We start from the raw sequence: 20,586 nt of genomic DNA on the forward strand, positions 1-20,586 counted from the left end.
CGGCGCGCGGGGCGCGCCCCGGTCCCGACCCTAGGCAGCGGGGACCCCGGCCGCGCGTCGGTGAACAGCACGTTTCCCGGCCCGGCAGGCGGCGGCCGGCGCCGGTAGCGTCGCACCGTGCTCGGACTCCCCGCCTCCATCCGCGCCTGCCTGTTCGACCTCGACGGCGTCCTGACCCGCACCGCGACGGTGCACATGGCGGCCTGGAAGCGCACCTTCGACGAGTTCCTCCACCGCCGCGACCCCGCTGCCGCGGAGTTCACCCAGGACGACTACAACCGCTACGTCGACGGCAAACCGCGGCTGGACGGCGTCCGCGACTTCCTCGCCAGCCGCGGCATCACCCTCCCCGAGGGCGCCGACGGCGACCCCGCCGACGCGGAGACCGTGCACGGGGTCGGCCTGCGCAAGAACGAGCTCGTCCTCGCCGAGCTGGCCGAGCACGGCGTCGAGGTGTACCCCGGCTCCCTGCGCTACCTGCGGGCGGTCAAGGACGCCGGGCTGGCCACCGCGGTCGTGACCGCCTCGGCCAACGGGGGACAGGTGGTGGCCGCCGGCGGGTTCGCCGACCTCGTCGACACCCGGGTGGACGGCGTGGTCACCACCCAGCGCGGGCTGCGCGGCAAGCCCGCCCCCGACACCTTCCTCGCCGGCGCCCAGGCCCTGGGCGTCGAGCCGGCCGAGGCCGCGGTGTTCGAGGACGCCCTGGCCGGGGTGGCCGCGGGCCGGGCGGGGCGGTTCGGCTTCGTCGTGGGCGTGGACCGGGTCGGGCAGGGCGAGCAGCTGGTCGCCTCGGGCGCCGACGTCGTCGTCACCGACCTCGAGCAGCTCCTGGAGGGCCGGCCATGACGGAGGGGCGCCCCACCTTCCCGGTCGAGCCGTGGTCGCTCACCGAGATCGGCCTCGACCACGCCTCGCTGGCGGTGCACGAGTCGGTGTTCGCCCTGGCCAACGGGCACATCGGGATGCGCGGCTCGTTCGAGGAGGGGGAGCCGATCGTCGTCCCCGGGACGTACCTCAACGGGTTCTTCGAGGAGCGGCCGCTGCCCTACGCCGAGGCCGGCTACGGCTTCCCGGAGCAGGGGCAGACCGTCGTCAACGTCACCGACGGCAAGCTGATCCGGCTGCTGGTCGGCGACACCCCGCTGGACCTCGACTACGGCGAGATCGTCTCCCACCGCCGGTCCCTCGACCTGCGCCGCGGCGTGCTGCGCCGCACCACCGAGTGGCGCTCACCCAACGGCCGCACGGTGCGGGTCACCAGCACCCGGCTGGTCTCGCTGCGCCGGCGCTCGATCGCCGCCATCGAGTACGCGGTGGAGTGCACCGACGGCCAGGGCGACCTCTACGTCGCCCTCCAGTCGGACCTGCTGGCCAACGAGCCGGTCGACAGCGGCAGCGAGGGGGATGACCCCCGCGCCGCCGCCGCGCTGGCGCGCCCGCTGGTCAGCGAGCTGGCCGTGGGCCGCGGCCAGCGGGCGGTGCTGGTGCACCGGACCCGACGCAGCCGGCTGCGCATGGCCGCCGGCATGGACCACGTCATCGAGGTGCCCGACACCTACACCGAGGACATCGAGGCGGGGGAGGACCTCGCCCGGTTCACCCTCGCCGCCCGGCTGCCGCAGGGCTCGGCGGTGCGGCTGGTGAAGTACCTGGCCTACGGGTGGTCCTCGCGGCGCTCGTCGGCCGCGCTGCGCGACCAGGTCGAGGGCGCGCTGGCCACGGCGAAGCTGGCCGGCTTCGAGCGGCTGCTGCGGGAGCAGCGCGAGGTGCTCGACGCCCACTGGCTGCACGCCGACGTCGAGATCGAGGGCGACGAGGAGCTGCAGCAGGCGGTGCGGGTCGGCGTCTTCCACCTGCTGCAGGCCGGCCTGCGGGCCGAGCGGCAGCCGATCCCGGCCAAGGGGCTGACCGGCCCGGGCTACGACGGGCACACCTTCTGGGACACCGAGACCTACGTCCTGCCGGCGCTGACCTACATCGCCCCGCAGGCCGCGCGCGACGCGCTGCGGTGGCGGCACTCGACCCTGGAGCTGGCCCGGGAGCGGGCGCGGGTGCTCGGGCTGCACGGCGCGGCCTTCCCGTGGCGGACCATCCGCGGCGAGGAGACCTCCGGGTACTGGCCGGCCGGGACGGCGGCGTTCCACATCAACGCCGACATCGCCGACGCCGTCGTCCGGTACCACAACGCCACCCTCGACGAGGAGTTCGACCGCGACCACGGCGCGGAGCTGCTCATCGAGACCGCGCGGCTGTGGGCCTCGCTCGGGCACTTCGACGACGAGCACGGCTTCCGCATCGACGGGGTGACCGGCCCGGACGAGTACACCGCGGTCGTGGACAACAACGTCTACACGAACCTCATGGCGCAGCGGAACCTGCGCGAGGCGGCCGCGGCGGTGGAGCGCCAGCCCGACGTCGCCGGCCGGCTGCAGGTGACCGCCGACGAGGTGGCGGTCTGGGAGCGGGCGGCCGCCCTGATGGCAGTGCCGTACGACACCCGGCGGGGCGTGCACATGCAGTCCGACGCGTTCACCCACCACGAGGAGTGGGACTTCGAGAACACCCCGCCGGAGTGCTACCCCCTGCTGCTGCACTACCCGTACTTCGACATCTACCGCAAGCAGGTGGTCAAGCAGGCCGACCTGGTGATGGCCCTGCACCTGCGCGGCGACGCCTTCACGCACGAGGAGAAGGTCGCCGACTTCGCCTACTACGAGGCGCGCACGGTGCGCGACTCCTCCCTGTCGGCCACCCAGCAGGCGGTGGTCGCCGCCGAGACCGGGCACCTGGAGCTCGCCTACGACTACTGGGGCGAGGCGACGCTCACCGACCTGCAGAACCTGCACGGCAACTCCGGGCACGGGCTGCACATCGCCTCGCTGGCCGGGGGCTGGACGGTGGCGGTGGCCGGGTTCGGCGGGATGCGCGACCACGACGGGCGGCTGCAGTTCGCCCCGCGGCTGCCCGAGCGGATCACCCGGCTGCGGTTCCGGCTGAACTACCAGGGTCGCTGCCTGCTGGTGTCGGTGAGCCCCGGCGAGGCGACCTACCGGCTCTCGGAGGGCGACCCGCTCGACGTCCACCACCACGGCCGGTGCATCACCGTCGGGGAGCAGGAGGTCGTCGCCGAGATCCCGCCGGCGCCGGAGGTGGAGCCGGTGTCCCAGCCGGAGGGCGCCGCGCCCCGTCGGCGCGGGCGCAAGTGAGCCGGCTCAGCCGGTCCAGCGCGCCCCGAGCAGCCACCAGGTGCCCAGCAGCAGCGCCCCGACGTCGGCCAGCAGGAACAGGCCGACCCACAGCACCGCCGGCAGGCGGGTGAGCCGGGCCAGCTGGTCGGCGTCGGAGTCCGGCGCGGCGCGGCGCCGCCGGGCCCGCTGCAGCTCCAGCACCGTCTTCGGCGCGGCCAGCAGCAGGAACCAGGTGCCGGCGGCGGCGAAGGCGGCCTGCCCGTCGGGCGGCAACCACTCGGTCACGGCGAACACCACCGCGGCGGTGGCCAGCACCGACCACAGGCCGAACCAGTTGCGGATCTGCACCAGCAGCAGCGCGAGCAGGGCCAGCAGCGCCCAGAGCAGCCCGACGGCGTGCCCGGCGGCCAGCAGCGCGGCGGCGCCGAGCCCGAACAGGCCGGGGCCGAGGTAACCCGCGGCGCAGGTCAGCACCATGCCCGGGCCGGACGGCCGGCCCGCTGACACCGTCAGCCCCGAGGTGTCCGAGTGCAGCCGGATGCCGGCCAGCCGCCGCCCGGTCACGAGGGCGGCCACCCCGTGGGCGCCCTCGTGGGCGATGGTCACCACGTTCCGGGCCGGCCGCCACAGCGCCGGGGTGCCGACGACGACCGCGGCCGCGACCAGGGCGGCCACCAGGACCGGCGTCGGGAGGTCGGGCACGGGGGTGGTGACCCGCGCCCAGAACCCCTCGACGACGTCCACGGCCGGGAGTCAACCGCACGAGCTTGGGAGCCGGTGGCGCGACGAGCCGGTCATTCGACCGTTATCCCCAACACTGACGTGGCAAAACCGCTAGAAGAAGGATCCGCACCGAGGAGCGGGGGAGGGAACGAGCGGCGGCCGCGCAAACCGGTCGCCTCGTGCCCCGCCGGGCTGCCACCATCGCGGCGTGGAGCTGCTCGGGTCGCTGCCGGCGTTCGTGCTGGCCGTCCTGATCATCTCGGCCTCGCCCGGGCCGGCGATGGCGCTGATCCTGCGCCGGGCGGCCCTCCGCGGCCTCGGCGGCGCGGTGCCGACCGTGCTCGGACTGGAGCTGGGTCTCTACGCGTGGGCCCTGTTCGCCGGCGCCGGCTTCGCCGCCCTCGTCGCGGCGTCCGAGGTCGGCTTCCTGGTGCTGCGCGTCGTCGGCGCCGCGGTGCTGCTCGTGCTCGGCGTCAAGGCCTGGCGGACGGCGGTGGGGGAGCGCCGGGCGCCCGACGTCCCCGCGCCGCCCGCCGCGCCGCTGGGCCGGCGGCGCTGGTGGACGGCGTTCGGCGAGGGGCTGGTCGTCCAGCTGGCCAACCCCAAGGCCGCCGTCTTCATGATCGCCTTCTATCCGCAGTTCGTTCCCGCCGAGGGCCCGGTGTTCGCCACGACCGCGACGCTCGGCCTCCTGCAGATCGCCCTGGAGACCGGCCTCTACCTCGGGCTGGCGGCGGGCGTGGCGCGGGCCGGCGCCTGGTTCCGCCGGCCGCGGATCCGGCGACGGCTGGAGGCGGTCAGCGGCACCGTGTTCATCGCCCTGGGCGTCCGGGTCGCCGTCTCCAGCCGGTAGCCCGGGGGCGCGGTCAGAGCGTGCGGGTCAGGTTGACGACGTTGCCGTCGGGGTCCTTGATGTGCGCCACCCGCTGTCCCCACGGCATGTCGTTGCCCTGGTCCGGCGCCTCGCCGCCCAGCTCCCGGGCACGGGGGAGCAGCGCGTCGACGTCGTCGACCTCGATGCTGAGCAGCATGCGGCCGGGGGCGCCAGGCACCACGGAGGCGTCGGCGGACAGGCCGAGCTCCGAGTTGCCGAGCTCCAGGCCGACGTAGAACAAGGGGCCGTCCTCCGGGAAGCGCATGAGCTCGGTCGCGCCGAGGAGACCGGTGTAGAAGCCGAGCAGACTGTCGAGGTCGGCGGTCACGATGATCGGGCGGATGGTGCTCGGCACGAGTGCTCCCTGGGTCCGCGGCGGTGTCGACGGTCCGACCGGCACGGCTCGCGCGATTCATCGTCACCGTGACGAAAGGACGGCGGCGTGCCCGGTGGGAGGCGACCGCGGTTGACTTAGTCCGACTTGGTCATACCCTCTGCGCATGGGCCAGACGGTGAACGTGCACGAGGCGAAGACGCACCTGTCCCGCCTGCTCGAGGCGGTCGAGCGGGGGGAGGACGTCGTCATCGCCCGGGCGGGCAGGCCGATCGCCCGGCTCGTCCCCGTGACGGTGCGCCGCGAGCCCCGCGTCCCCGGCAGCTGGCGAGGCCGGGTCGTCATCGCCGACGACTTCGACGAAACGCCGGAGAGCGTGCTGGCGGCCTTCCGTGGCGAGAGCGGCTCGTGACGCTGCTGCTCGACACGCACGTCCTGCTGTGGTGGCTCGCCGAGGACGACCGGCTCACCCCGACGATGCGGGAGGCGATCGCCGACCCGGGCGCGGCGGTGGCGGTGTCCGCGGTCTCGGCGTGGGAGATGTCGATCAAGGCGGCCCTCGGCAAACTCGCGGCGCCGGACGACCTGGTCGCGGAGTTGGACCACCACGGCTTCGAGCCGTTGCCGGTCACCGTCGAGGACGGCCTGGCCGCCGGCGCCCTGCCCGGGCATCACGACGATCCGTTCGACCGGATGCTCATCGCCCAGGCCCGGCGGCGCCGACTGGTCCTGGTGACGGCGGACCGCCGCTTCGCCGACTACGACGTGCGGACGCTCGCGTAGGCCGGTGGGGGACGCCCTCCCGCCGCACTGGTTGACATAATGTGCATTATCGGCGGCACGGGTCCAGGCGGCGAGAAGGGGCTGGAGCACCTGCTGGCCGGCCTGTGGATCGGTCGGCCGCGAGGTCGTGCGTCCGTGCCGTCTCGTCGTCGTACCGGCGCGTCGTCGTCGCGCCGGGTCTCCGCGGCGGCCGGCGACCCGCGGTGTCCTCGGCGTACGGCCGGTGTGCGTCGGCGGCCGGCACTCCGCCGGCCGCCGGTCACCGCCCCCATGATCATGTCCGGCCGACAGTCGGGATGATCATGAACGGCACGGCCCGGCCACGCGGGTCGTCGCGTGCCGCCCGGGTCGACCAGCCCCTCCGACCCCTTTCGTCCACCCCTTCCCCGACCCGCTGACCCATCCCTCATTCCGTCACTGTGACGTAAACAGGGGCGGGTCGCCGGTCTCGACGGGCGGTGTTCCCGGGCGCTGCATAGGGTCGAGGACATGCAACTCCGACGCCCGATCGCCGCACTGATGACCGCCCTGGCGCTCTTCGGAGGCGGCGCGACGATGACCGCCTGCCAGGCAGCCGGGCAGGACCAACGGGACGGCACCAGCGACGACGAGAGCGTCAACACCGAGACCAACGAGGAGTCCGACGAGTCGCAGGACAACGTGCCGGACAACTCCGACCAGCAGGACGGCGCGGGCGAGGACCAGAACGACGACCAGCAGGACCCGGACTGATCGCCGGGCGGCTGGTCAGCCGGCGCGCTCGGTGACCCAGAGCCGGTCGAGCCGGCCGGTGGAGCGCACGAGGTCGGACAGCGACCGTTCCAGCTCGGCCTTGGTGGGGCGCTCGGTCAGCAGGGTCTGCACGTCCTCGAGGGCGCAGCGCAGCTGGTACAGCCGGTCCTGCAGGCCGTCGAGCTCGGCCCGGGTCACGAGGACGACGTCGCCGGACAGGCCGGCCTTGGCCGTCGCAGATCGCTGCTCGTAGGCGCGCTGCCGGCACGCCTGACCGCAGTACTGCCGCGGGCGGCCCACCGAGCCCTGCTGCGGGAGCACCCGGCGGCACCAGCCGCAGCGGCGCTCGGCTCCGCTCCCCTGCCGGGGGCTGGGGAGCCCGGTACCGGTCGTCGCCTCCTCGTCGGTCACCTGGGTGGTGTGCTGCTTGGCCACGCTGCGCACGGTAGACGTCACCACCGACAGCACCGAGGGACACGCCCGACACGCGGAGGCGGGGGGCGGACGGAGGCGGCCGGAGCCGGAGGCGGGCGTCGCGCGCCCGACCGCCGTGCGCACGGGGCGGAGGGGGCGGGTGTGGCCGGTGCACCGAGGCCCTGACCAGCCCGGCGACGCGCGGCGTTAGCGTGTCGGCGTGGTCCCCGCCCGGTACGCCTTCCTCGACGGGCCGACCCCGATCGCCATGGCCCACCGCGGCGGTGCGATCGAGCACCTGGAGAACTCCATGCCGGCGTTCGAGGCCTGCGTGGCGCTGGGCTACCGGTACCTGGAGACCGACGTCCGGGTGACTGCCGACGGCGTGCCGATCGTGTTCCACGACGCCATCCTCGACCGGGTCACCGACCGCACCGGACGGGTCGACCAGCTGCCCTGGTCGGAGGTGTCCGCCGCCCGCATCGGCGGCCGGGAGCCGATCCTGCGGCTGGAGGAACTGCTCGGCGCCTGGCCGGACATCCGGTTCAACCTCGACATCAAGGCCGCCGGCGTGCTGGCCCCCCTGGTCCGCACGGTGCGGCGGCTGAAGGTGGAGGACCGCATCTGCCTCGGCTCGTTCTCCGACGCCCGCGTCGCCGCGGCGCGCCGGCTGTTCGGGCCGTCGGTGTGCACCTCGCTCGGCCCGCGCGGAGTGGCCGCGCTGCGGCTGTCCTCCTACTCCCCCCGCGCCGCGGGCCTGGTGCGCATCCAGGCCGGCTGCGCCCAGGTGCCGCTGCAGCTCGGCGGCCGCGCCCTGGTCGACGAGCGGTTCCTGGCCGCCGCCCACGCCCGCGGCCTGCAGGTGCACGTGTGGACGGTCAACACCGTGGAGGAGACGACGACGATGCTGGACCTCGGCGTCGACGGCGTCATGACCGACCGCCCGGCCATGCTGCGCGAACTGCTCGAGAAGCGCGGCCAGTGGACGCCGCGGTGAGCGGGTTGGGCCGGCGGATCCGGGCGTGGCGGCCGAGGCCGCCGCGGCTGCCGGAGGACGTCGCGCACCTGGTCGGCCCCGACGACCCGGAGTGGTTCGCCCGGGAGCTGGCCATCGCGGCGAGCCCGCCGTGGTGGTTCTGGCGGTTCGCGCTGCGCTGGCTCTCCTGGCTGCCCAGCGTCTTCGGCCGGCTGCAGGTCACCGGCTCGATCCGCGAGGACTGGCTGAAGGGCCCGCTGCTGCTGGCGGCCAACCACATCGGCGACTTCGACACGTTCGTCGTCGCGGTGGCGCTGCACAAGGCCGGGGTGACGCCGCGGTTCCTGGCCACCGGCGGCATCATGCGCTCGCCGGTCGCCGGCCCCCTGCTGGAGCGCTCCGGCGGGATCCGGGTCGACCGCGGCACCGACGTCGCCGCGCACGCCCTGACCGTGACCCGGGTGGCGCTGGCCCACGGCGGCCACGTCGTCGCCTATCCCGAGGGCCGGGTGGGCCTGTCCCCCGACGGTTGGCCCGAGCGTGGCCGTACCGGGCTGGCCCGCATGGCGCTGGCCGCCGACGTCCCGGTGATCCCGGTCAGCCAGTGGGGTGCCCACGAGGTGCTCCAGTACGCCAACGACTGGGGCAAGCTGCGCACCCTGCTGTGGGCGTTCTGGCGGCAGCCCGCGCTCAAGGTGCACATCGGCCCGCCGGTCTTCTTCGAGGACCTGCAGCCCGGCCGGGTGGGTGACGCCAACCGGGCCCGCACCCGCATCGCCGCCGCGATCACCCGCGGTCTGGTCCCGCTGCGGGCCGGGGAGCCCGCCGACCGCCCCGCCTACGTGGACCCGACCCGGCCGACGACGGCGACCGCGGCGTTCCCCGGCGGCGTCGTCCCCGACGACATCCCGTGACCGGCTCGTGACGCGATGCGCCCCGCGGTACTGGACCGGTCCCCGTCCGGCTGACACCCTGCGCCCGTGACGACGGCCGCCCACCCGACCGCCCCCGCCGCCGACCGGGCCCTGCGCCACGAGCGGTTCGGCTGGTACTCCTACGACTGGGCGATGTCGGTGTTCAACACCAGCGTCACCACGGTCTTCCTCGGCCCCTACCTGACCTCGGTCGCGGAGGACGCCGCCGGCCCGGACGGGCGGCTGTCGGTGCTCGGCCTGTCCATCCCGCCGGGCAGCTGGTTCTCCTACGTGCTGTCGCTGTCGGTCGTGCTGCAGGTGCTGGTGCTGCCGCTGACCGGCGCGGTGGCCGACCGGACCGGTGCCAAGCGGCAGATGCTCGCCGGGTTCGCCGCGCTGGGCGCGCTCGCCACCACCGGCCTGTTCTTCGTCGCCGACGGCCGCTACCTGCTGGGTGCGGCGCTGTTCGTGCTGGCCAACATCAGCTTCGGCGCGGCCACGGTCGTCTACTACTCGTGGCTGCCCGACCTGGCCGGCCCTGACGAGCGCGACGCCGTCTCCAGCCGCGGCTGGGCGTTCGGCTACGTCGGCGGCGCGCTGCTGCTCGCCGTCCACCTGGGGCTGGTGCTCGGGGCGCCGTCCCTGGGACTGACCACCGGTGAGGCGGTGCGGATCTGCCTGGCCACCGCGGGGCTGTGGTGGGGCGGGTTCACCGTCTTCACGGTGTCGCGGCTGCGCAACCGGCCGGTCCGCGCCTCCGCGGCGGTCTCGGGCAGCGGCTTCCGGCAGCTGGCCACCACGCTGCGGGAGATGCGGGCGTTCCCGCTGACCCTGTGGTTCCTCGGCGCGTACCTGCTGTTCAACGACGGCGTCCAGACGGTGATCGCGCTGTCGGCGACCTACGCCACCGAGGAGCTGGGCCTGGACCAGTCGGTCCTCACCGGCGCCATCCTCATGGTGCAGGTGGTGGCGATCGCCGGGGCGCTCGGGCTGGGCCGGCTGGCCGGCCGGTACGGCGCCAAGCGGGTCGTGCTGGGCAGCCTGGTGGCCTGGATCGGTGTGCTGCTGGCCGCCTTCTTCCTCCAGGAGGGGGCGGTCGCGCAGTTCTACGCCCTCGCCGCGGTCATCGGCCTGGTGCAGGGCGGCACGCAGGCCCTGTCGCGGTCGCTGTTCAGCCAGCTGATCCCGGCCGGCAAGGAGGCCGAGTACTACGGCTTCTACGAGATCAGCGACCGCGGCACCAGCTGGCTGGGCCCGCTGGCGTTCGGCCTCACCTACCAGCTGACCGGCTCCTACCGGTACGCGATCGTCAGCCTGGTCGTGTTCTTCGTGGCCGGCTTCGTGGCGCTGGCCGCCCTCCCCATCCGCCGCGCCGTCGTCGCGGCCGGCAACACCCCACCGGAGCGCCTGTGAGTCCCCTGCCCGACGTCGAGGCGGGCACCGAGCGGCGGGTGTCGGTCGTCCCGGTGGCCGGCGACCGCCGCCGGCACCCGGCCCCCGCGCACCTGCGGTTCTTCCACGGGCCGATGGACTGCGGCAAGTCGACGCTGGCGCTGCAGGTGGACCACAACCACAGCCGGCAGGGACGGCGCGGGCTGCTGCTCACCCAGGGCGACCGGTCGGCGCGGCCGCTGATCAGCTCCCGGGTGGGGCTGTGCCGGGAGGCGACCGAGGTCGGCCCGGGCACCGACCTGCGGCTGCTGGTCCGCGCGCAGTGGGCCGAGGGGCACCGGGTGGACTACCTGATCGTCGACGAGGCGCAGTTCCTCACCGCCGACCAGGTCGACCAGCTCGCCGAGCTGGTCGACGACTCGCACGTCGACGTCTACGCCTTCGGGCTGACCACCGATTTCCGGGCCCGGCTGTTCCCGGGCACCCAGCGGCTGCTGGAGGTCGCCGACGACGTCCAGCGCATCCAGGTCGAGGTGCTCTGCTGGTGCGGCCTGCCCGGGCTGCTCAACGCCCGGGTGGTGGAGGGCGCGATGGTGCGCGAGGGCGAGACCGTCGTCGTCGCCGACACCGCGCCCACCCCGGCACCGGACGAGACCGGCCCGGAGCCCGAGGTGCACTACCAGGTGCTCTGCCGGCGCCACCACGTGCTGGGCCAGCTGGGGCCGGCCGCGGTGGGCCCGGGACAGCTCGCCCTGTCCTGATCTCACCCCTCGGGGGGTGCCCCGCGGGTCGTTTACCACCCCATGCGATGATTGTGAACCGACTCAGCGGAATCTCTCCGCGAAATCCGTCGTTGGTTCTTTCGACCCCGTCATCCGGTGGGTATCCCCGCCTGCGACGACGAGATCCGACCGACACCACCAGCACGAGAGGACGGTGTGCCATGGGCGAGCGTTCCCTGCGGGGCAGCCGACTGGGCAGCGTGAGCTACGAGACCGAGCGGAACACCGCGCCGATCGAGCGTCAGTACGCGGAGTACCGGTGCCCTTCGGGCCACCTGTTCACCGTGCCCTTCGCTGACGACGCCGAGCTCCCCGACACCTGGGAGTGCAAGTTCGACGGTTCCGCGGCCAAGCTGGTCGGTGGCGCCGAGCCGGCTCCCAAGAAGGTCAAGCCCCCGCGGACCCACTGGGACATGCTGCTCGAGCGCCGTTCGGTGGAGGACCTCGAGGAGGTCCTGGCCGAGCGCCTCGAGGTGCTGCGTGGCCGGCGGACCCGCGCCAGCTGAGGCACCACAGCACGTCGGAGCGGCCCCGGTGGGATGTCCCACCGGGGCCGCTCCGCGTCCGGGACGAGTTCGTGGCGGGACGCGGCGGACCTGGGGGCCGTGCAGGCCGAGACGCCGCGGCCGGTGTCGATCACGGGCGTGGCCCCGGGCCGCTCGGCGAATGTCGCCGGCACCGACCCCGTGATCGACGACGAGTGCCGGGGTCAGCGACCGGGAGCCTCGTCCCGGACGACCTCGCCCTCGATGACCAGCGGTCGCCCGCCGCGCGGGGTGCCGTACCCCGGCCCCTCGGCGTACCCGGCCCCTGCGGCGTACGGCACGCCCTCGGCCCGGCGGCTGCGTACGTGCACCGGCCCGCGCAGCTCCACGGGCAGCCGCGAGGCCAGCAGCCGGGTGAGCAGCCCGCGGACCAGGAAGCGGGTGGGCGGCAGCAGGCACAGCAGGCCGACGAGGTCGCCGAGGAAGCCGGGCAGCACCATGAGCAGCCCGCCGACGGCGATCAGCCCGGCGTCCCCCAGCGCGCGGCCGGAGGGCCGGCGTCGCCGGGCCCGGTCCCGCAGCTCGGTGAGCGCCCGGGTGCCCTGACGGGCCAGCAACACCCAGCCCAGGGCGCTGGTGGCCACGGTGGCCAGCAGCGTCCAGCCGACGCCGATCCACCCGGCGACCAGCACGAACACGACCACCTCGGCCAGGGCCAGCAGCCCGGCTCCGATCCGCACGCGGCGACCCACGGCTCTCCTCGCTCCGCCCGGGCCGGCGGTCCCGGCCCGCCTACCGGACCGTGCGCGACCGCCCGCCACCGCGGACCCGTCCCGGCACGGGGCGGCGGACCCGGCCCGGCAGCCGATCGGCCAGCCGGTCCTGCAGGCCCCACCAGGTGACCCGTACCAACGCCTCTCCAACGATCGAGCCGCTCATCTTGCTCCTGCCGAACCGGCGTTCGGTGAAGGTGATCGGCACCTCGACCACGCGGGCTCCGGCGCGCACGGCCCGCCAGGCCCAGTCGACCTGGAAGCAGTAGCCCTGGCTGGCCACCTCGTCGAACGGCAGCCGGTCCACCAGCTCCCCGCGCACGGCCCGGTAGCCGCCGGTGGCGTCGGCCAGCGGCAGCCGCAGCGCCCACCGGGTCCACAGGTTGCCCGCCCGCGACAGCAGCAGCCGGTGCACCGGCCAGTCCTCCACCCGGCCCCCGGCCACGTAGCGGGAGCCCAGCGCCAGGTCGGCGTCGTCCAGGGCGGCGAGCAGCTGCGGCAGCTGTTCGGGGTGGTGGGAGCCGTCGGCGTCCATCTCGACCAGGACCTCGTAGCCGCGGGCCCGCCCCCAGCGGAAGCCGGCGACGTAGGCCGGGCCCAGCCCCGCCTTCGCCGTCCGCCGCAGCACGTGCACCCGGGGGTCGAGGGCGGCCAGCTTCTCCGCCAGCTCCCCGGTGCCGTCGGGCGAGCCGTCGTCGACCACGAGGGCGTGCGCGTCGGGGGCGCTGCGGTGCAGCCGCTCCAGGATCGGCTCGAGGTTCTGCACCTCGTCGTAGGTGGGGACGACGACCAGCACCGGGCTCACGCCGACCTCCGGGCGGCCCGCCGCCGCGCGATCCCCGGGACGACGACGGCCAGCAGGGCGCCTGCACCGAGCGCGGTGAGCGCCCACTCCGGCGCCGCGCCGAGGCGCTCGGCGACCGTGGTCGAGTCGCGCTGCGCGACGTCCTCGACGAAGACGGCCGGCTCGAACAGCTCCGAGCGCGCGGCCAGCGACCCGTCGGGCGCCACCACCGCGGAGATGCCGCTCGTGGCCGCGACCACCACGGTGCGGCCGAACTCGACCGCGCGCAGCCGGCTGGCGGCCAGCTGCTGCTCGCTCTCGTCGGTGTAGCCGAAGGTGGCGTTGTTGGTCTGGACGACGATCATCCCGGCGCCGGCCTCGACGACGTCGCGCACCAGCCCGTCGTAGACGACCTCGAAGCAGATGACGTCGCCGACCCGGGCGGGCCCCATCTCCAGCACGCCGACCTCGGTGCCGTGCACGAAGTCGCGGCGCACGAGGTCGACCTTGTCGCTGAAGAAGCGGAAGAAGTCGCGGGCCGGCACGTACTCGGCCAGCGGCACCGGGTGGCGCTTGACGTAGGTGTCGCCCGGCCCGTCCTGCGGGTCCCAGACGATCCCGGTGTTGCTGATGAACCGGCCCGGCCCGTCCACGACGGCGCCGACGAGGATCGGCGCGCCGATGGCCTCGGCGGCCCGGCTGATCTGCCGGGCGGCGTCCTCGTTGCGGTAGGGGTCGATGTCGGAGCTGTTCTCCGGCCAGATGACCGCGTCGGGCCGCGGCTGCTCCCCCGCGGCGACCGCCTCGGCCAGCTCGAGGGTGCGGGCGACGTGGTTGTCCAGGACCGCCCGCCGCCGCTCGTTGAACTCCAGGCCCGGCTGCGGCACGTCGCCCTGGATGACGGCGACGGTGGCCGTCGGCCCGCCCTCGGTGAGCGACGGCCCGGGCAGCGGCAGCCACGCCAGCCCGCCGAGCAGGGGTACCGCGACGGCGCCGGCCGCGGCGAGCGCGGCGGCCCGGCGACGCCGGCGCAGGCCCACCACGGCCGCGGCCAGCAGCGTGCCGGTGAGGGCGACGGCGAAGCCGACCAGCGGGACCCCGCCGTAGGCGGCCAGGGAGAGGAACGGCCCGTCGGTCTGGCTCAGCCCGAGCCGGCCCCACGGGAACCCGCCGAGGACGAACCGGCCGCGCAGCGCCTCGTCGGCGACCCACAGCGCCGCGCCCCACAGCGGCCACAGCGGCAGTCGGGAGGTGGCGGCGGCCGCGGCGCCCAGCAGCGCGAGGTGCACCGCCTCCCACGTCGCGAGCGCCAGCCACGGGAACGCGCCGACGTAGATGCCGCTCCACGACAGCAGCGGCACCAAGAAGGCCAGGCCGAACACCAGCCCCAGCCACGCGCCGCCGCGCGCCCGCTGCCCGCGGACGGCCAGTGCCAGGGCCGCCGGGCCGAGCGGGGCGAGGGCCCAGAGGCCGTACCCGGGGAAGGCGAGCAGGAGCAGGAGGCCGCCGGCGGCGGCGAGCAGCGTGCGCCACGGCCAGCGGGACCGGCGGCGGGTCCCGGCTGCCGGGTGCGGTGCGCCGGACGGCCGCTCCAGCGTGTCCGGGGCGACTGCGCCCACCGTCGCCTCCCGTGCACCCGGCGCTCCCGCGCCAACCGCCCCGCGCCGGTCGGACGGGGCCCCGACCGCCGGCGCCGTTGCCGCGGTCGAGCCCAGCATCCCATCCCGGAGCGGTTCCCCGGCCGCCCGCCGCGACGGGGCGTCGTCACGGGGTGTCGTCCGTACCGCGCCTCCGGTCGCGCCGGCGCCGGCCGGGCCGCGGACGCCGCACCTTCGGGCCGGCGCGGCCGGTCGCTGGCGGCGATCGGCGGGCCGTTGTCTGGTGGTGCGGGCCGGGTCGGTCTGCGCCGGGTGCCCGGCCCGCGCCTCCCCCGGGCGGCCGCCGGCCCCCTCGACCCGGGGCGCGGGCGGCGGTCGCCGTCCGCGCGGCCGGGGGGCCCGCGCGACTGGTCCGGAGGAGCACGTGCCGGTGCTCCCGGAGTGGAACTGCAGGCACTGTAGGAAGCGCGCCGTCGCCCGCGACCGCCCCCGAGGGGTCAGTGACGAACCGTGACCTGTTCGTTACGGCGTGGCGGCTGGCCCTGGGACGACGAGCGTGGCAGTGGCCTCGACGACGGTCTGCGGCGGCTCCAGCACCCGCGCCGCGGACGGGCCGCGCTCCGGCTCGGCCCGCGCCACCACCCGCGCGGTGCAGCGCAGCTCGCGGCTGCGCCGGCCGATCCGCACCACCTCCGCGGTGGCCTCCAGGACGTCGCCGGCACGCACCGGGCCGAGGAACCGGACCTCGGTGTAGCCGGCCAGCAGGCCCTCGTCGCCGTCCAGGACGATCGCGACCTCGGTGGCGACGTCCCCGAACAGGCCGAGGGTGTAGGCGCCGTCCACCAGGCTGCCGCCGTAGTGGGCGTGCGCGTGCGGCACGTACCGGCGGTGGGTGACGGTGAGGCCGAGGCGCGGGTCGGTCACTGCGCGGCTCCTGCGGGGACGAGGGCGGACACGAGGTAGCTGGCCACCTCGCCGGGCGTGGTGCCGCGGCCGAAGACCTTGTCGACGCCGAGGTCGGCGGCCATCGCGGGGTCGAAGCGGGGGCCGCCGACCACCAGCAGCGGGCGGGAGTCCCCCATCGCCTCGCGGAACGCGGCGGCGAGCTCGCGGGTGTTGCGCAGGTGCGCGTCCTTCTGGGTGACCACCTGGGAGACCAGGACGGCGTCGGCCCGCTCGGCCCGCGCCCGGGCGACCAGCTCCGGCACGCTCACCTGCGCACCCAGGTTGGTGACGGCGAGCTCCCGGTGGTACTCCAGGCCCTTCTCCCCCGCGAACCCCTTGAGGTTGAGGATCGCGTCGATGCCCACGGTGTGCGCGTCGGTGCCGATGCACGCACCCAGCACGACGAGCTTGCGGCGCAGCCCGCTGCGGATCGCCGCGTTGATCTCCGACGACGACAGCAGCGGATAGGCCCGCTCCTCCACCTGCACCGCGTCCAGGTCGACCAGGTGCCGGGTGCTGCCGTAGACGACGAAGAAGGTGAAGCCCTCCCCCATCCCGTGGCTGTGCACGACCATCGCCGGGTCCAGGCCCATCTTCCGCGCCAGCTGCAGCGCCGCGCCGTCCGCCCGCGGGCCGGGGGCGACGGGCAGGGTGAACGACAGCTGCACCATCCCGTCGCCGGTGGTGTCGCCGTACGGGCGCACGATCCCCTCAGGCACGGGTCACCTCACGCTCCAGGAGCTCCAGCGCCGGGTTGTACGCGTCGGCGCCGAGCCGGACGACGCCGTCCAGACCCTTGCCGCGGTCCGGCGGCCGCTTGGTGATGCCGAAGGTGCCGTCGGCGATCGCCTGCAGGAGCCCCTCGTCGGCGATCTTCTCCAGCAGCTGCACCGCCTCGGTGAGCACGGTGTGCGCGCGGCGGTCGATGAACCCGCCCCGCGGAGGGGCGAAGTCCTCCACCAGGCCGCCGGCGGCGTCGAGCACGTAGCGGACGTTGCGCAGGGCCAGGTCCCGGTCGGACAGCCACGGGGTGACCACGGCCTCGGTCATCATCCCGACCAGCAGGATGCCCTGGCCGGTGAGCGCCCCGGCCAGGTTGAAGAACCCGTCGAGCAGGTAGCCGCGGAACACGTCGCCGGTCATGTGCTTGGTCGGCGGCATCCACTTCAGCGGCGCGCCGGGGAACAGCGCGCGGGCCAGCAGCGCGTGCGCGAGCTCCAGCCGGAAGGACTCCCGCCGGTCGGGGTCGATCTCGAAGGCGTGGCCGAGGCCCAGCTGCCAGTCCGCGAGGCCCGCCTCCTTGGCCAGGGTCTCGTTGAGCAGCTGGCTGACGGTGACGGTGTGCGCCTCGTCGACGGCGTCGGCGGTGGTGAGGTAGTTGTCCTCGCCGGTGTTGATGATGATCCCGGCGCGGGCGTGCACCATCCGGCTGAACCGCTGGTCGACGAAGGTGCGCTGCGGGTTGATGTCGCGGAAGAGGATCCCGTACATCGCGTCGTTGAGCATCATGTCCAGCCGCTCCAGCCCGGCGAGGACGGCGATCTCGGGCATGCACAGGCCGGAGGCGTAGTTGGTCAGCCGCACGTAGCGGCCCAGCTCCGCGCCGACGTCGTCCAGGGCGGCCCGCATGAGCCGGAAGTTCTCCTGGGTGGCGTAGGTGCCGGCGTAGCCGGTGCGGGTGGCGCCCTCGGGCACGTAGTCCAGCAGCGACTGCCCGGTGGAGCGGATGACGGCGATGACGTCGGCGCCGGCGCGCGCGGCGGCCTGGGCCTGCGGGATGTCCTCGTGGATGTCCCCGGTCGCCACGATCAGGTAGATCCACGGCCGCCGCGGTGGGTCGCCGAGGGTGGCGACCAGCTCCTCGCGGCGGGCGCGGTTGGCGTCGATGCGGGCCAGGCCCCCGGCGACCGCCGCCCGGGCGGCCTCCCGGGCGCGCTCGGCGTCGGCCCCGGTGGGGACGGTGAAGCGCGCCGTCCCGGCCCCGACCTGCTCGGCCAGGTCCGCGAGGGTGCCGCCGCCGGCCAGCGCGTGCCAGACCGGCAGCGCGACGCCGGATTCCAGGCCCACCTGCTCCCGGACGGCGTCCACCACGCGGTTCACCCACGGCACCCGGTCGGTCACGGCGCCGTCGCCGGTGACCGGGTCGGTGCCGGTGAGCCCGGCCAGGCGCAGCACGGCCCGCTCGACGGAGACGGTGGTGTGCCGCCGGGCGAGGTCGACGACCGGCTGCGCCGCGCGGACGGCGAGCTCACGCGCCCGCGCCACGAGCACCGGGTCCAGCTGCAGGGGCGTCACAGGACCTCCCGGCCGTCGACGAGGAGCGCGCGGCAGGCCGGGCGGGACCGCTCGGCGAGGACCGCGGAGAGGGTCTGCGCCGTCTCCCACAGCGCCAGGTGCGCGGGCGCGCCGACGGCCAGCGGGCCCTGCGGGTGCTCGGCGCGCACGGCGTGCCAGCCGCCGTGGGTGGCGGCGTCGAACGCGTCGAACGGCCGCAGGCCGGAGGCGGGCGTGCGGTGGTCGACGGCGGCGTGCACCCCGCCCCAGGGGTCCATGGGGGTGACCGGGGCGTCGCTGCCCAGCGCGAGCGCGACGCCGGCGTCGGAGAGGTCGGCGAACGGGTTGCAGTCCCGGGCGCGGACCACGCCCAGCCGTTCGGCGTACATGCCCTCGCCCCCGCCCCACGCCGCGTCGAAGCCGGGCTGCACGCTGGCGACCATCCCCCAGTCGGCCATCCGGTCCACCGCCGCCGGGCCGGCCATCTCCACGTGCTCGAGCCGGTGCCGGCAGGCCCGCACCGCGGCGGCGCCCAGCTCCTCGACGACGGTGCCCACGGCGGCGAGCACCTGCTCGACGGCGGCGTCGCCGATGCAGTGGAAGCCGGCCTGCACCCCGGCCAGCGTGCAGGCGCGCACGTGGTGCACCAGCGACGCGGTCTCGAACCGCAGGCTGCCGGCGGTGTCGGGCCGGTCGGCGTACGGGGCGGTGAGCGCCGCGGTGTGGGAGCCGAAGGCGCCGTCGCAGAACAGGTCGCCCCCGGCGCCGGTCAGCCCCAGCTCGCGCACGACGGCCAGCCCGCCGCGCTCGGCCAGCTCGCCCCAGTAGCCGAGGACCAGCGGCCCGGGCTCCTCGGCGGCGAGGGCGAGCAGCCCGGCCAGGTCGTCGGCGCCGGACACCTCGGGGCCGGCCATCTCGTGCAGGCTGCCGATGCCCAGGGCGGCGGCCGCCTCGCGCGTGGCCCGCTGGGCCGCGCGGCGCCGGCCGGCGTCGACCGCGCCGTAGGCGGCCCGCCGCGCGGCGTGGTGCGCGTCGAGCCGCAGCCGGCCGTCGGAGGCGAAGCCGGGCAGGGCGGCGATGCCCGGCACCCGGTCCAGGAGTGCGGTGGAGACCGTGGCGGAGTGGACGTCGACGCGGGCCAGGTAGGCCGGCCGGTCGCCGACGACGGCGTCCAGGTCGTGCCGGGTCAGCCCGCGGCCCTCCGGCCAGCCCGTCTCGTCCCACCCGGTGCCGAGCAGGACGCCGTCGGCCGCGGTCCGGGCGTGGGCGGTGAGAGACTCCACCGCCAACTGGAGGCTCACGCTCGAGTGGAGGTCGAGCCCTGTGAGGGCGAGCCCGGTCGCGGTGGCGTGCACGTGGGCGTCGACGAACGCCGGGGTGAGCAGCGCCCCCTCGCCCGCGACGACCCGGTCGGCCGGCGCGGCGTCGGCGGCGTCGCCCAGCCAGGCGATCCGGCCCTCCTCCACCCGCACGGCCCGGCCGGGCCGGTCGCCCACGGTGACGTCGGTGACGAGCAGGCTCATCCGGACACCCGCGGGTCCACCAGCGCCCGCACCCCCGGCGTGGACCGGTAGAGGTCCAGGGCCAGGGCGGCGTGCCCCGGCGTGTAGCCGTTCCCGATCAGCATGGTCACGTCCGCCGCCATCCCCTCCGCTCCGAGCGCCGCCTGCGCGAACGACGTCGCCATGGAGAAGAAGACCACGGTGCCCCCGCCGGCCGTCGCGAGGACCGCTCCGTGCTCGGCGCCCGGCGCGTCGACGCACACGACGGTGACCTCGGCCGGGGTGCCGACGGCGGCGGCCACGGCCAGCGGGTCGGTGGCGTCGGCGACGACGACGCGGTCGGCGAGCCCGGCCGCGGACAGCGCTGCCGCCTCCCGCTCGTCGCGTACCAGGCCGGTCAGCGCGGTCGCCCCGGCCGCCCGCGCCGCGGCCAGGCTCAGGCACCCGGACTTCCCGGCCGCACCCAGGACGACGACCGACCGCGCGCCCGACCGCCGGACCACCCGCGCGGTGGCCGCCGGCGCCCCGCACACGTCGAGCAGCGCCAGGGAGACCGCGTCGGGCAGGTCGCCGGGCAGGACGGCGGCGATGGAGCGGGCGAACAGGATCGCCGTCCCCGCGGCCGGCACCTGCTCGCTGCGGCCGTCCCAGCGGGCCAGCCCGTCGGTGATCGACAGCGGCGTGAGCGTCAGGGAGACGAGGGTGGCCACGCGCTGGCCGACGGCGAGGCCCAGCGGCGACTGCGGCCCGACCGCGTCGACGACCCCGATCAGCATGCCGCCGGAGCCGGTCACGGGGTTCTGCATCTTGCCGCGCTCGGCCACGATCCTCAGCACCGCCGCCCGCACGGCGCCGCCGTCGCCGCCGCAGGACTCCGCCAGCTGCCGGAAGGACGCCGCGTCGAGGTTCAGTCGCTGTACCGCGATCCGCACCTCGTCGGCGCCGATCGCCGGGTCGGCGTCGAGCCGGGTGGCCGCCTGGGGCAGTACGCCGGGCGGCTCGAGCACCCGGTGGACACCCAGGGCCCGCGCCGTCGGCAGCACTTCTGCGTGCGTCATCGCGTCCATCCCGGAGAACCTATCGCGTTCAAGCCCTCGAACGGGAAATCCT

General features: G+C 75.5%; 22 protein-coding genes. 11 read left to right on the plus strand and 11 right to left on the minus strand.

The features are described from left to right. Window positions 1-117: 117 nt before the first annotated feature. A complete protein-coding gene (locus ACI784_RS16080; protein WP_457014123.1) occupies window positions 118-849 on the plus strand; it encodes an HAD family hydrolase in 732 nt (243 codons plus the stop codon). Next, window positions 846-3,209, plus strand: coding sequence for a glycoside hydrolase family 65 protein (locus ACI784_RS16085; RefSeq protein WP_457014124.1), 2,364 nt, complete (start codon window positions 846-848; stop codon window positions 3,207-3,209). The genes ACI784_RS16080 and ACI784_RS16085 overlap by 4 nt, the downstream gene beginning before the upstream one ends. A gap of 6 nt (window positions 3,210-3,215) precedes the next feature. Here the strand turns inward: ACI784_RS16085 and ACI784_RS16090 are convergent, their stop codons facing one another. Beyond that, window positions 3,216-3,935, minus strand: coding sequence for a M50 family metallopeptidase (locus tag ACI784_RS16090; protein ID WP_457014125.1), 720 nt, complete (start codon window positions 3,933-3,935; stop codon window positions 3,216-3,218). A 187-nt stretch (window positions 3,936-4,122) separates the two neighbouring features. On the opposite strand from ACI784_RS16090, the gene ACI784_RS16095 reads away from it, so the two are divergent. After that, complete coding sequence (locus ACI784_RS16095) at window positions 4,123-4,767, plus strand: LysE family translocator (RefSeq protein WP_457014126.1); 645 nt, start codon at window positions 4,123-4,125, stop codon at window positions 4,765-4,767. A 13-nt stretch (window positions 4,768-4,780) separates the two neighbouring features. Here ACI784_RS16095 and ACI784_RS16100 read toward each other — a convergent pair whose 3' ends face one another. Further along, window positions 4,781-5,143, minus strand: coding sequence for a VOC family protein (locus ACI784_RS16100; protein ID WP_456924029.1), 363 nt, complete (start codon window positions 5,141-5,143; stop codon window positions 4,781-4,783). Window positions 5,144-5,288: 145 nt separating this feature from the next. On the opposite strand from ACI784_RS16100, the gene ACI784_RS16105 reads away from it, so the two are divergent. The 3 genes from ACI784_RS16105 to ACI784_RS16115 all read left to right on the plus strand — a co-directional run bounded on the left by ACI784_RS16105 (window position 5,289) and on the right by ACI784_RS16115 (window position 6,637). Then, on the plus strand, window positions 5,289-5,534 hold the full coding sequence (locus tag ACI784_RS16105) for a type II toxin-antitoxin system Phd/YefM family antitoxin (RefSeq protein WP_456924030.1): 246 nt from the start codon (window positions 5,289-5,291) through the stop codon (window positions 5,532-5,534). Continuing rightward, entirely contained in the window at window positions 5,531-5,905 is a 375-nt protein-coding gene (locus tag ACI784_RS16110; RefSeq protein ID WP_457014127.1) for a type II toxin-antitoxin system VapC family toxin, read from the plus strand. The genes ACI784_RS16105 and ACI784_RS16110 overlap by 4 nt, the downstream gene beginning before the upstream one ends. A 489-nt stretch (window positions 5,906-6,394) precedes the next feature. Then, window positions 6,395-6,637, plus strand: a complete 243-nt coding sequence (locus ACI784_RS16115; RefSeq protein ID WP_456924032.1) for a hypothetical protein — start codon at window positions 6,395-6,397, stop codon at window positions 6,635-6,637. Window positions 6,638-6,652: 15 nt separating this feature from the next. Here ACI784_RS16115 and ACI784_RS16120 read toward each other — a convergent pair whose 3' ends face one another. Beyond that, window positions 6,653-7,072, minus strand: coding sequence for a hypothetical protein (locus ACI784_RS16120; RefSeq protein ID WP_456924033.1), 420 nt, complete (start codon window positions 7,070-7,072; stop codon window positions 6,653-6,655). 199 nt (window positions 7,073-7,271) lie between these two features. Here ACI784_RS16120 and ACI784_RS16125 point away from each other — a divergent pair, with 199 nt between their 5' ends. From ACI784_RS16125 to ACI784_RS16145, 5 genes are all read left to right on the plus strand, one after another. Next, on the plus strand, window positions 7,272-8,048 hold the full coding sequence (locus ACI784_RS16125; protein ID WP_456924034.1) for a glycerophosphodiester phosphodiesterase family protein: 777 nt from the start codon (window positions 7,272-7,274) through the stop codon (window positions 8,046-8,048). Beyond that, the gene (locus tag ACI784_RS16130) at window positions 8,045-8,941 is read left to right on the plus strand and encodes a lysophospholipid acyltransferase family protein (RefSeq protein ID WP_457014129.1); all 897 of its coding nucleotides are present in this window, start codon (window positions 8,045-8,047) and stop codon (window positions 8,939-8,941) included. Before ACI784_RS16125 ends, ACI784_RS16130 begins: the two co-directional genes overlap by 4 nt. Before the next feature lie 66 nt (window positions 8,942-9,007). Beyond that, the gene (locus ACI784_RS16135) at window positions 9,008-10,354 is read left to right on the plus strand and encodes an MFS transporter (RefSeq protein WP_457014130.1); all 1,347 of its coding nucleotides are present in this window, start codon (window positions 9,008-9,010) and stop codon (window positions 10,352-10,354) included. Next, the gene (locus ACI784_RS16140) at window positions 10,351-11,094 is read left to right on the plus strand and encodes a thymidine kinase (RefSeq protein WP_457014131.1); all 744 of its coding nucleotides are present in this window, start codon (window positions 10,351-10,353) and stop codon (window positions 11,092-11,094) included. Before ACI784_RS16135 ends, ACI784_RS16140 begins: the two co-directional genes overlap by 4 nt. 182 nt (window positions 11,095-11,276) lie before the next feature. Then, a complete protein-coding gene (locus ACI784_RS16145) occupies window positions 11,277-11,621 on the plus strand; it encodes an RNA polymerase-binding protein RbpA (RefSeq protein WP_091322337.1) in 345 nt (114 codons plus the stop codon). A gap of 203 nt (window positions 11,622-11,824) precedes the next feature. Here ACI784_RS16145 and ACI784_RS16150 read toward each other — a convergent pair whose 3' ends face one another. The 8 genes from ACI784_RS16150 to kdd form a co-directional block, all read right to left on the minus strand. Next, entirely contained in the window at window positions 11,825-12,352 is a 528-nt protein-coding gene (locus ACI784_RS16150) for an FxsA family protein (RefSeq protein WP_457014132.1), read from the minus strand. A gap of 40 nt (window positions 12,353-12,392) precedes the next feature. After that, the gene (locus tag ACI784_RS16155; protein ID WP_456924039.1) at window positions 12,393-13,178 is read right to left on the minus strand and encodes a polyprenol monophosphomannose synthase; all 786 of its coding nucleotides are present in this window, start codon (window positions 13,176-13,178) and stop codon (window positions 12,393-12,395) included. Continuing rightward, complete coding sequence (lnt, locus tag ACI784_RS16160; RefSeq protein ID WP_457014133.1) at window positions 13,175-14,776, minus strand: apolipoprotein N-acyltransferase; 1,602 nt, start codon at window positions 14,774-14,776, stop codon at window positions 13,175-13,177. The genes ACI784_RS16155 and lnt overlap by 4 nt, the downstream gene beginning before the upstream one ends. Before the next feature lie 501 nt (window positions 14,777-15,277). Then, on the minus strand, window positions 15,278-15,679 hold the full coding sequence (gene kal, locus ACI784_RS16165; RefSeq protein ID WP_456924041.1) for a 3-aminobutyryl-CoA ammonia lyase: 402 nt from the start codon (window positions 15,677-15,679) through the stop codon (window positions 15,278-15,280). Further along, window positions 15,676-16,419, minus strand: a complete 744-nt coding sequence (kamE, locus tag ACI784_RS16170) for a lysine 5,6-aminomutase subunit beta (RefSeq protein ID WP_457014135.1) — start codon at window positions 16,417-16,419, stop codon at window positions 15,676-15,678. Before kamE ends, kal begins: the two co-directional genes overlap by 4 nt. Then, the gene (gene kamD / locus ACI784_RS16175; protein ID WP_457014136.1) at window positions 16,412-17,995 is read right to left on the minus strand and encodes a lysine 5,6-aminomutase subunit alpha; all 1,584 of its coding nucleotides are present in this window, start codon (window positions 17,993-17,995) and stop codon (window positions 16,412-16,414) included. The genes kamE and kamD overlap by 8 nt, the downstream gene beginning before the upstream one ends. Next, on the minus strand, window positions 17,992-19,497 hold the full coding sequence (locus tag ACI784_RS16180; protein ID WP_457014137.1) for an amidohydrolase: 1,506 nt from the start codon (window positions 19,495-19,497) through the stop codon (window positions 17,992-17,994). The genes kamD and ACI784_RS16180 overlap by 4 nt, the downstream gene beginning before the upstream one ends. Beyond that, window positions 19,494-20,534, minus strand: coding sequence for an L-erythro-3,5-diaminohexanoate dehydrogenase (kdd, locus tag ACI784_RS16185; RefSeq protein WP_457014138.1), 1,041 nt, complete (start codon window positions 20,532-20,534; stop codon window positions 19,494-19,496). Before kdd ends, ACI784_RS16180 begins: the two co-directional genes overlap by 4 nt. Between the last annotated feature and the right edge of the window lie 52 nt (window positions 20,535-20,586).

Source organism: Geodermatophilus sp. SYSU D01186 (assembly GCF_054050215.1).

Bases quoted from the DNA above. Each gene is read 5' to 3' on its own strand.
- ACI784_RS16085 (WP_457014124.1), top strand. From the start codon at position 846: ATGACGGAGGGGCGCCCCACCTTCCCGGTCGAGCCGTGGTCGCTCACC.
- ACI784_RS16105 (WP_456924030.1), top strand. From the start codon at position 5,289: ATGGGCCAGACGGTGAACGTGCACGAGGCGAAGACGCACCTGTCCCGC.
- ACI784_RS16115 (WP_456924032.1), top strand. From the start codon at position 6,395: ATGCAACTCCGACGCCCGATCGCCGCACTGATGACCGCCCTGGCGCTC.
- ACI784_RS16145 (WP_091322337.1), top strand. From the start codon at position 11,277: ATGGGCGAGCGTTCCCTGCGGGGCAGCCGACTGGGCAGCGTGAGCTAC.
- ACI784_RS16180 (WP_457014137.1), bottom strand. From the start codon at position 19,497: ATGAGCCTGCTCGTCACCGACGTCACCGTGGGCGACCGGCCCGGCCGG.
- kdd (WP_457014138.1), bottom strand. From the start codon at position 20,534: ATGACGCACGCAGAAGTGCTGCCGACGGCGCGGGCCCTGGGTGTCCAC.